The organism is Prosthecobacter sp., from assembly GCF_014879935.1.
Lineage (GTDB): Bacteria > Verrucomicrobiota > Verrucomicrobiia > Verrucomicrobiales > Verrucomicrobiaceae > Prosthecobacter.
This window is the reverse complement of record NZ_JACSRD010000101.1, coordinates 1-9,634: the sequence shown is the minus strand read 5'-3', so window position 1 is coordinate 9,634 and position 9,634 is coordinate 1. Positions and strand designations below refer to the sequence as shown.

The following is a 9,634-nucleotide window of genomic DNA, read 5'->3' as shown; positions in this document are numbered from 1 at the left end:
ATCCGTTATCCAACCCGTGAGTACAACTTCTTTCTCTCGCCTTTTGAGGTTTTAAAACACTGCCTAGTTGGCGAGACGTCTTTTGGGGCGCTGAAATCAGTCTGTTGCTCAATCAATGAGCAGATCATCTTGCGCAAGACCTTGCGCAATAGAACCTGCATCTTGGATGTATATAATTTACATCAACAATCTGTCACCGGAGTTATTGACCAATATTCACACAGGGCTCTCGAACACCCCAGGTTACACAGGATGCATCGACACTACCTTTCTCAGCACAGTGAAGGTGCGCTTGTCGACCTGCTTGTACGGCTTCATTATTAAAGCACAAAAGACATTCATCATGGCCCATGAAGATGACCGACCCAATTCCGAGAATGTTAACATCACAACATACCATTTCGATAATTCCGGATACAGGATTGCAAGCATAAAGAGCATGTTGTTTTCGCTGTTTTCGACCTACAAAATAGCGAGGCGTTTGCGAGGTTTCAGGCCGCTGGCTGTCGCGGAGTGCTGCGGGCTCGGAGGCCCGCGCTCCGTTACTTCTTCTCAAACACCACCTTCCCTTCGTTCATCGTCGCGGTGATCTGATCGCCTTCTTTGAAGTTACCTTCGAGGACTGCGAGGCTGAGCGGATCGAGGAGGTGCTTTTGGATGGCGCGTTTGAGAGGTCTCGCGCCGAAGACGGGATCGAAGCCGGCGTCGGCAAGATGGCGCGTGGTGTCGTCGGTGACGGTGAGGTGGATGTTCTGCTTTGCGAGGCGGTCGATGACGCGCTGGAGCTGGATCTTGACGATCTGGTCGAGCTGCGCGGCGTCGAGGCGGTCGAAGATGACGATCTCGTCGATGCGGTTGAGGAACTCGGGACGGAAGAACTGCTTCAGGCTGTCGCGCACGAGGGCGTCACGCTGCTCAGGATTGCTGACGTCCTGAATGGCATTGCTGCCGATGTTGCTGGTCATGATGAGGACCGTGTTCTTGAAATCGACCGTGCGGCCCTGGCCGTCGGTGATGCGGCCGTCATCGAGCACCTGCAGCAGGACGTTGAAGACATCCGGGTGCGCTTTCTCGACCTCGTCGAACAAGACGACGCTGTAGGGGCGGCGGCGGACCGTTTCGCTGAGCTGGCCGCCTTCTTCATAGCCGACGTAGCCGGGAGGCGCGCCGATGAGGCGGCTGACGCTGTGCTTCTCCATGTATTCGCTCATGTCGATGCGTGTCATGGCGCTGTCGTCGTCGAAGAGGAATTCGGCGAGCGCCTTGCACAGTTCCGTCTTGCCGACACCAGTCGGGCCGAGGAAGAGGAAGCTGCCGATGGGGCGGTTCTCATCCTGGATGCCCGCACGGGCGCGGCGCACCGCATTGCTGACGGCGGCGATGGCGTCCTTCTGGCCGATGACACGCTGGCTGAGTCGCTCCTCCATCTTCACGAGTTTCGAGCGTTCGCCCTCCTGCAGGCGTGAGACGGGAATGCCGGTCCAGTTGGCGACGACGCGAGCAATGTCCTCCTCGGTCACCTCCTCGCGCAGCAGCGTGTTCGCTGTTCGCTGTTCGCGGTTGTCAGTTGAGGAAGACGCGAGCTTTCTCTCGAGGTCGGGGATCAAACCATACTGAATCTCACCAGCACGACCGAAGTCGCCACGGCGCTGGGCCTGTTCGAGTTCGGTGCGCAGGCGGTCGATTTCCTCCTTCACCTTGCGCCCGGCATCGACGGATTCCTTTTCCTTCATCCACTGGGCTTTGAGCGCGGCGGACTTCTCTTTGAGATCGGCGGTTTCGCGTTCGAGTTTTTCAAGGCGTGCCTTGGAGGCGGCGTCTTTTTCCTTCTTCAAGGCCTGACGCTCCATCTCGTCCTGCATGATCTGGCGTTCGATGACGTCGATCTCGGTGGGCATGGAGTCGAGCTCGATCTTGATGCGGCTGGCGGCTTCATCGACGAGGTCGATGGCCTTGTCCGGCAGGAAACGGTCGGTGATATAGCGATTGCTCAGCGTGGCGGCGGCGACGATGGCGCCGTCCTGAATGCGCACGCCGTGGTGCACTTCATAGCGTTCTTTCAAACCACGCAGGATGGCGATGGTGTCCTCCACCGTGGGTTCGCCGACCTTCACCGGCTGGAAGCGGCGCTCCAGCGCGGGGTCCTTTTCGATGTGTTTGCGGTATTCGTCCAAAGTGGTCGCTCCGACGCAGCGAAGTTCTCCGCGGGCGAGCTGGGGCTTGAGCAGATTGCCCGCATCCATCGCTCCCTCGGCCTTGCCAGCGCCGACGATGGTGTGCAGTTCGTCGATGAAGAGGATGATCTCGCCCTCGCTTGAGGTGACTTCCTTCAAGAAGGCCTTCAGGCGCTCCTCGAACTCGCCACGGAACTTCGCGCCGGCCATCATGCCACCGAGGTCCATGCTGATGAGCTTTTTGCCCTTCAGCGAGTCGGGAACGTCACCGGCGACGATGCGGCGGGCGAGTCCTTCGGCAATGGCGGTCTTGCCGACGCCGGGTTCGCCGATGAGCACCGGGTTGTTTTTCGTGCGGCGGCTGAGCACCTGCATGACGCGGCGGATCTCCTCATCGCGTCCGATGACGGGGTCGATCTTGCCGGCTTTCGCGCGGGCCGTCAGGTCGGTGCCGTATTTCTCCAGCGTCTGGTATTTGCCTTCAGGATCCTGGTCCACCACGCGCTGCGATCCGCGCACGGCGGTGAGCGCCTTCGAAACGGTGTCGTAGGTCAGTCCGGCCTGCTTCAGCGCCTCCGAAAGCTCGGTCTTCGTTTTGAACAGCGCGAGAATGACGTGCTCGACGCTCAGATACTCGTCCTTGAGCTTCTTTTGTTCGTCCTCGGCCTTTGTCATGAGCTCACGGAACTCGTTGGAGAGATAGAGGCCGCCGGAGCCACCGGTGACCTTCGGGAGTTTGGCCAGCAAACTTGAAACTTGGGACTTCAAAGCTGAAGCCGCCGACGCATTGACGGCTGCCTTCTCAAACAGCGGCGTGGCGATGCCTCCTTCTTGTTCGAGCAGGGCGGTGAGCAGGTGCACAGGCTTCAATTCCTGCTGGCCGCTGCGTGTGGCGACGGATTGGGCGGCATTGAAGGCTTCCTGAAGTTTGACGGTGAATTTTTCGGGAGACATGGCGTGGTGAGGTTGGTGGTTGTTTGAACAAGCTCCGTGCTTGAAGCATGCCACAAGATCGCATGCGGCTGCCAACCTTGATTTGCCTCGTTTACGGCCCGTTTTGTCAGCGACCCGGGTTCGAGGACACTGTGGCTCGATGGCACACATGTGCGGCCCCACTGGGCAAGTGCGTCACTCGCGGCCCGGCCCTGGAATTTCCGTGCTGGCCCCGCTGCCGATCGTCTCGCCCTCGTTGAGATGCAGATCGTAGCCTGCCACCTCCACCTCGCCATGGCGCACCTTCTTCTTGGCCATCGCCACGGAGATCCAGTGGAACTCGCCACTGTTGTCGAGCAGCACCTTCAGCACCATCGTCAGCGGCACGGCCAGGAACATGCCGAGCGGGCCCCACATCCAACCCCAGAAGATCACGGACAGGATCACGACGAGCGGCGAGATGCCGAAGCGGTTTCCGAGCATGGTGGGCTGCACGAAGTTATCGAGGCAGAAATTGATCCCTCCGTAGCCGATGGCGACGAACACCGCGTGCGTCGGCCCATGCTGCACCAGCGCCTCCACGATGGCGGGGATGGACGCGGCCGTGCTGCCCACCGCAGGAACGAAATTGAACAGGAAGGCCAGCAGCGCCCAGAGCAGGGGGTAATGCAGATCGAAAAACCAGCACCAGAATCCCGCCAGGGCTCCGGTGAGCGCACTGATGAGTGTTTTGACGCCGAGGTACTTCTGGATGTCGTCCGCGCTGCGCATCAGGCCGCTGAAATCCGGGCCGCCGGAGAGATTCACCGCCTGCAGGCGGCTCTGCGTGCCGTGCGCCTCCATGAGGATGAACATCATCACGATCAGTGTCATGATGAAACTGGCCAGCACCGTCGCGAGCGTGCCGAACGTGGTGCCCACGAGGCCGCCGAGGCTCTTCATGACATCCTGCTGCGTGGCGTAGCCGACGATCGTGTTCCAGTCGAAAATCCCTGAGACAGCCGCCCTGGCCCCCTCCACTCCCTGGGCCTCCAGCCACGCTGCAGCATCGTTCAGATAGCGCTCCAGGCCGCGCAGATAGTGCGGCAGATCACGCCAGAAACTGATCAGCAGCCGGACGCCCACGGTGATGATCCCCGCCATCACCGAGAGGTTCACCAGCATGGTGATTCCCAGCGCCAGGCTGGCCGGCACTCGATGACGACGCAACCAGCGCACCAGCGGGTAGCTCAGCACCGCCAGAAAAAAAGCGTAGGCCACCGGCACCAGCACATTCGCCGCCGCCTGCATGCCCGTGAGCACGATGTAGAGGCATGCCAGTGTGACCACCGCCTGCGATCCCTTGCGGCCCCAGTCCACCATGCGCTCGTGCTCCTGAAACAACGACATGCGCCTGCCATGCCGCAAAATGCATGCTGGCTCAAGGTTTTTCCATGCGGTATAAGCCGCGCCATGATCCCTACTGCCCGCAGGCTCCTCTCAGCGACACGCCCATCGGTTTACAGCAGTCGTCACGGTCGTGGCGGCATCGGGTGCAATCCGCGGGTCATCATGGCCCTCCTCATCATAGGCGGCACCCTGCTTTACCACTGGGTCGGCACCACGGAGTATCAGAATGAGTTCACCGGCCGCACCCAAAAGCTCGCGATCGCGACGCCGGATGAGGAGATCGCCCTCGGCCTGCAGTCCGCGCCGCAGATGATCCGCGAAAGCGGCGGACTTTCGCGCGATGCGTCCGGGCGTGCCCTCGTGGAGCAGGTGGGATCACGTTTGATCGCCTCCACAGCCGCAAAGCAGACGCCGTATCAGTTCAAATTTCATCTGCTGGCCGACGAACGCACCGTGAACGCCTTTGCACTGCCTGGCGGGCAGATTTTCATCACCGAGGCCCTCTTCCGACGCCTGAAATCGGAAGACCAGCTCGCAGGAGTGCTCGGGCACGAGATGGGGCACGTCGTCGGCCGGCATTCAAACGAGCAGATGGCCAATTCGCGCCTGTGGAGCGGTCTGGCGCAAGGTGTGGGCGTCCTGCTGTCCGACGGGCAGAACAACACCGGCATGCACATCGCCCAGATGGTGGCGCAATACAAAGTGATGAAGTTCAGCCGCGATGACGAATCCGAATCTGACGCGCTCGGCGTTCGGTTCATGCTCCAGGCGGGCTACGATCCCGAAGCGCTCATCGGCGTGATGGAGATCCTCGCCGAGGCCAGCGGTGGTGCCGGCCGCTCAGACTTCATGAGCTCTCATCCGAGTCCGGAGAACCGCATGGAGCACATCCGCGAAGTCATCGCCAGAGAGCGTGCGCGGAGATGATCGTTGCACCTTGTTCACGCTGCGGCGTGAAGACGAATGTTCCGGACCGCACGCAATGGAGGAACGACGTGCGGCTCACGGCGCCATGCCGAGCGGCCGGTTCTCCGACCCCTTCACACCTTGCAAATCATCGCCCAGCTCCTGCCGAGTCGTTTCAGCCAGCTTCTTCAGCCGCTCCACGATCTCCGGATGCTCCTGCGCCACGTTGCGTGATTCACCGGGATCTTCTTTGAGATTAAACAGCGACAGGCCGATGTCCTCCACGCGGTAGCCATGCCGCGAGGCGATGCCGGCGATGCCGCTCTGCGTGATCGACTTCGGCTTCATCTGGCCAAATTTTGCCGGTTTGCCATCCCGCCCCGGCTCACCATCCACCGTGATGTAAGGATGCGGAAAGTGCAGCTTCCACTCGCCGCTGCGGACCGCCTGCAATTCACTGCCGCCGTAAAAAACGAGCGCCTCGTGGGGCGACTTCGCATTGGGGCGGCCTTCAAGGAGGTCGATCATGTTGCGGCCGTCGATCTTGCGTTCAGGCGGCTTCGCGCCTGTCAGTCCAGCAATCGTCGGCAGCAGGTCGATCTCCATGACCGGCTCATCGCAGACCTGGCCTGCCGGCACTCTTCCGGGCCAGCGAGCGATGAAAGGGCTGCGCACCCCGCCTTCAAAGGTGGTCAGCTTGCCCTCACGCAGCGGCTTTGCGCTTCCCGCGTGATTGCCGTAGCTGAGAAAGGGCCCGTTGTCCGAGAAGAACACCACCAGCGTCTCGCGCTCGATGCCGCAGCGCTGGATGGCGTCCAGGATCTTCCCCACGGACCAGTCAATTTCCTGAACCACATCGCCATACAACCCGGCGGCCGATCTGCCCCGGAACGCGTCGGAGGCAAAGATCGGCACGTGCGGCATGACATGCGGCACGTAGAGGAAAAACGGCTTCCCTTTGTTGCTCTCGATGAAGGTCACGGCCCGCTCGGTGAAACGGCGGGTGAACTGGCTCTGGTCAGGATCGGTTTCGATGATCTTCAAGCCATCGTAGAAAGGCAGCGGCGGCATCTCCTGAGCCAGCGAGGGGTGGAACTTGCTGTTATCGTTCGAATACGGGATGCCGAGGAATTCATCGAAGCCGTTCTTCAATGGATTGAACATCGGATAGGTGCCCAGGTGCCATTTGCCGAACGCCCCGGTGGCGTATCCGCGCTCCTTGCACATCTCCGGCAGCAGCCGCTCCTCCGGATGAATGCCCTCCTTGCTCGTGTGATTCAGCGCCCCCTGCATGCCGACGCGATTCGCGTAGCAACCGGTCATCAGCGCGGCACGGGAGGCGCTGCACACCGCCTGCGCCACGTAAAAGCTCGTGAACTTCGTCCCCTCGCCCGCCATTCGGTCGATGTTCGGCGTCTTGATCTGCGTGTTGCCAAAACAGCCGACATCGGAATAGCCCAGGTCATCGACGAGGATGATCACCACATTAGGCGGCCGGGTTTCAGCGGCGGAAACGGCGGAAATGATGAACAGGAGGGCGGAAAGCAGGCGCATCACCCCATCGTGGCAAGCCGTCCCGAACATGGCGAGAAAGTTTTCCGCCAAAATGCCGCCGTGCTTGCCACCACGGGCGTTTCCTGACAACAATCCCTTCAATGATCTGGCGCGTGGCGGCTTTCCTGGCGGTGCTTTTCTGGGCGGTGATGTCCGGGCTGCTCGTGCGTGACGTTTACTTCCCCGAGGCCTCCCGTTTCGCCATGGTGCCGCCTCGTGTCGTAATCGATCTGTTCCTCCGCCAGTCCGATTCCTTCGGCAGCCAGCTTCATCTGTATCACCACCGTGAAAAAATCGGCCACGCCAGCTTCCAGATCAGCCAGCGCATCAAGCCGAACCACCAGACTGTCCACGACATCCTCGCACGAGGCGTGGTGGAGCAGATGGAAGACGACGGGCGTCGGCAGGTGGCCGCCTCGTGGAATGTGGCCTGCATCCTCGCGGATGCGGAACGCTGGCAGCACCTGGAGATCCGCGCCGAGTTCCCCGAACGCAATGCCGGCATGAAACTGGCCTGGGGTGAAAACGAGGCCGCCCCCGAGGTCCTGGTGAAACAAGGAGAGCGTGTCCTCATGAACTCGCAGGACATGAAGATGATCCTCGGAGCCGGTGACGGCGGCGCCATGGCCATGCTGTCCCTCTTCGGCGGCGGTGGCCTGGCAAAGCTGGGCGAGATGCCGAAGCAGACCGCGCTTTCCGCCCGCGAAGGCGTCATGATGCTCGCCGGCCGCCAGCGGAAGTGCTTTGTGCTGACGCTGCCGGTCATCGGCCCGCATGAGGTGAAAATGCTCTTCACCGAGGCCGGAGAACTCGCCCGGATCGACCTCCCGAACGGCTATTCGCTGCTGGAGCCGACGATCCACGGCCTCCAGGACAACGCACACTGAGCAGAACCGCATTTTTGACGCATGATCGAGATCGAAGACCTCACCATGAACTACGGCGACCTGCGGGCGCTCGATGGCCTGAACCTCACCATCCAGCCTGGCGAGCTGTTTGCCTTCCTGGGACCGAATGGCGCGGGCAAAACGACCGCGATGAAGCTGCTGACCGGCCTGATGAAACCCGACGCAGGCCGCGTGAGGCTGTGCGGACACGATGTGCACCAGGAACCGATGCAGGCGAAGTCACTGCTCGGCTACGTGCCGGACGTGGCCGTGTTTTACGAGAAGCTCACTCCTCTCGAGTTCATGGACTTCATCGCCGAACTGTTCGAGATGGACCGGGATCATGCCGCGGCTCAAACCAACGAGCTTTTCACCAAATTCGCCCTGCACGAGCACACCCGGCAGCGCATCGAGAATCTCAGCCACGGCACACGGCAGCGTCTCGGCATCGCCAGCGCCCTCCTGCACGATCCGAAAGTCTTCGTCATCGACGAACCCATGGTCGGCCTCGATCCCATCCATGCCCGCACGGTGAAACGCGAGATCAAGGAGCGCAGCCTCAGCGGCACCACCGTGCTCATGAGCACGCATCTCCTGAACATCGCCGAGGAGCTCGCCGACCGCATCGGCATCATCAATCACGGCAAACTCATCGCCCTCGGCACTCTGGAAGAACTCCGCCGCGAGCACGAACAGCGCGGCACACGCCTCGAAGACATCTTCCTCAGCATGGTGGAGGAGAAAAAATGACGAAATCCGAATGACAAATGACGAATGTCCAGACCGCGCAACATTCGTCATTCGTCATTCGTCATTCGTCATTCGTCATTCGTATCCCATCCCCATGAAACACCTCCTCCTCTCGCTCCTCATGACCACACTCGCCGTCGCCGCCGACTCGAACGTCAGTGACATCACGGTCAAGGACATCGACGGCAAAGAAACCACGCTGAAGACCTACGCGGGCAAAGTGCTGCTCATCGTCAATGTGGCCTCCGAATGCGGCTACACCGGCCAGTATGCCGGATTGCAGGCGCTGCATGAGAAGATGAGCGGCAAGGGCCTCGCCGTGCTCGGCTTTCCCTGCAACGACTTCGGCGGCCAGGAACCTGGCACCGAGGCAGCCATCAAGACCTTCTGCACCGACAACTACAAGGTCACCTTCCCCATGTTCTCCAAGGTGGCGATCAAAGGCGACGCCAAACATCCGCTCTACGCCGCCTTGCAGTCCACCGCAGGCGAAGTCGGCTGGAACTTCGAAAAGTTCCTCGTCAGCAAGGACGGCAACGTCTTGAAGCGCTTCGGCTCAGATGTGGAGCCCGATTCGCCCGAACTGATGACCGCGATCGAAGCGGCGTTGAAGTAATTTGTGACTGCTTCTTCAACCCCAATGGGGTTGCGTAACACAGCCCAGGGTTCTACGAACCCTGGGCTGTGTTACGGAAGGCCGGTGGCCTTCACTCAGTGTTTGTCGTTGTTCTTGAGAATCCACGGCAACAACGCGCAGGCCATAATCAGAATCACCTGCGTCACGAACAGAATTGCTATTCTCCCGCCAAGCCAGGCGAACCAATGGGGTGGGTTGACAGAATCGTATATGATCCAGGGAATCGGCCAGCCCAAGTTCCAAACGAGGTGTTTAGGATCCGAGCCAGTGTATCGAAAAAATGGTGGTCCGAAGGATGGCAAAAAGTCGAAGACAAGCACAGCAAGAATAAACAAGGCTAGGCAGTGTTTTAAAACCTCAAAAGGCGAGAGAAAGAAGTTGTACTCACGGGTTGGATAACGGAT

At 60.4% G+C, this 9,634-nt stretch carries 8 protein-coding genes; 4 read left to right on the top strand and 4 right to left on the bottom strand.

The genetic code is table 11. The annotated features are described in order from the left end of the window. Nucleotides 1–542: 542 nt before the first annotated feature. The gene (clpB, locus tag IAE77_RS06545; protein ID WP_294223579.1) at nucleotides 543–3,128 is read right to left on the bottom strand and encodes an ATP-dependent chaperone ClpB; all 2,586 of its coding nucleotides are present in this window, start codon (nucleotides 3,126–3,128) and stop codon (nucleotides 543–545) included. A gap of 174 nt (nucleotides 3,129–3,302) precedes the next feature. Continuing rightward, a complete protein-coding gene (locus tag IAE77_RS06540) occupies nucleotides 3,303–4,496 on the bottom strand; it encodes an AI-2E family transporter (protein WP_294223575.1) in 1,194 nt (397 codons plus the stop codon). Nucleotides 4,497–4,559: 63 nt separating this feature from the next. Between IAE77_RS06540 and IAE77_RS06535 the strand changes: the two genes are divergently transcribed. Beyond that, entirely contained in the window at nucleotides 4,560–5,423 is an 864-nt protein-coding gene (locus IAE77_RS06535) for a M48 family metallopeptidase (protein ID WP_294223572.1), read from the top strand. A 75-nt stretch (nucleotides 5,424–5,498) separates the two neighbouring features. On the opposite strand, the gene IAE77_RS06530 is transcribed toward IAE77_RS06535, so the two are convergent. Then, nucleotides 5,499–6,986, bottom strand: coding sequence for a sulfatase (locus IAE77_RS06530; protein ID WP_294223569.1), 1,488 nt, complete (start codon nucleotides 6,984–6,986; stop codon nucleotides 5,499–5,501). A gap of 71 nt (nucleotides 6,987–7,057) precedes the next feature. Between IAE77_RS06530 and IAE77_RS06525 the strand changes: the two genes are divergently transcribed. The 3 genes from IAE77_RS06525 (at nucleotide 7,058) to IAE77_RS06515 (ending at nucleotide 9,209) form a co-directional block, all read left to right on the top strand. Then, nucleotides 7,058–7,843, top strand: coding sequence for a hypothetical protein (locus tag IAE77_RS06525; protein ID WP_294223564.1), 786 nt, complete (start codon nucleotides 7,058–7,060; stop codon nucleotides 7,841–7,843). A gap of 21 nt (nucleotides 7,844–7,864) precedes the next feature. Then, nucleotides 7,865–8,593, top strand: a complete 729-nt coding sequence (locus tag IAE77_RS06520; RefSeq protein WP_294223561.1) for an ABC transporter ATP-binding protein — start codon at nucleotides 7,865–7,867, stop codon at nucleotides 8,591–8,593. A 94-nt stretch (nucleotides 8,594–8,687) separates the two neighbouring features. Continuing rightward, nucleotides 8,688–9,209 (top strand): glutathione peroxidase, encoded by a 522-nt coding sequence (locus tag IAE77_RS06515; RefSeq protein ID WP_294223558.1) that lies wholly within the window; start codon nucleotides 8,688–8,690, stop codon nucleotides 9,207–9,209. Nucleotides 9,210–9,304: 95 nt separating this feature from the next. Here the strand turns inward: IAE77_RS06515 and IAE77_RS06510 are convergent. Continuing rightward, a partial coding sequence (locus tag IAE77_RS06510) for a hypothetical protein (protein ID WP_294223555.1) occupies nucleotides 9,305–9,634 on the bottom strand: 330 nt, incomplete at its 5' end.

Bases quoted from the DNA above. Each gene is read 5' to 3' on its own strand.
- IAE77_RS06525 (WP_294223564.1), top strand. From the start codon at position 7,058: ATGATCTGGCGCGTGGCGGCTTTCCTGGCGGTGCTTTTCTGGGCGGTG.
- clpB (WP_294223579.1), bottom strand. From the start codon at position 3,128: ATGTCTCCCGAAAAATTCACCGTCAAACTTCAGGAAGCCTTCAATGCC.
- IAE77_RS06530 (WP_294223569.1), bottom strand. From the start codon at position 6,986: ATGTTCGGGACGGCTTGCCACGATGGGGTGATGCGCCTGCTTTCCGCC.
- IAE77_RS06535 (WP_294223572.1), top strand. From the start codon at position 4,560: ATGATCCCTACTGCCCGCAGGCTCCTCTCAGCGACACGCCCATCGGTT.
- IAE77_RS06515 (WP_294223558.1), top strand. From the start codon at position 8,688: ATGAAACACCTCCTCCTCTCGCTCCTCATGACCACACTCGCCGTCGCC.
- IAE77_RS06520 (WP_294223561.1), top strand. From the start codon at position 7,865: ATGATCGAGATCGAAGACCTCACCATGAACTACGGCGACCTGCGGGCG.
- IAE77_RS06540 (WP_294223575.1), bottom strand. From the start codon at position 4,496: ATGTCGTTGTTTCAGGAGCACGAGCGCATGGTGGACTGGGGCCGCAAG.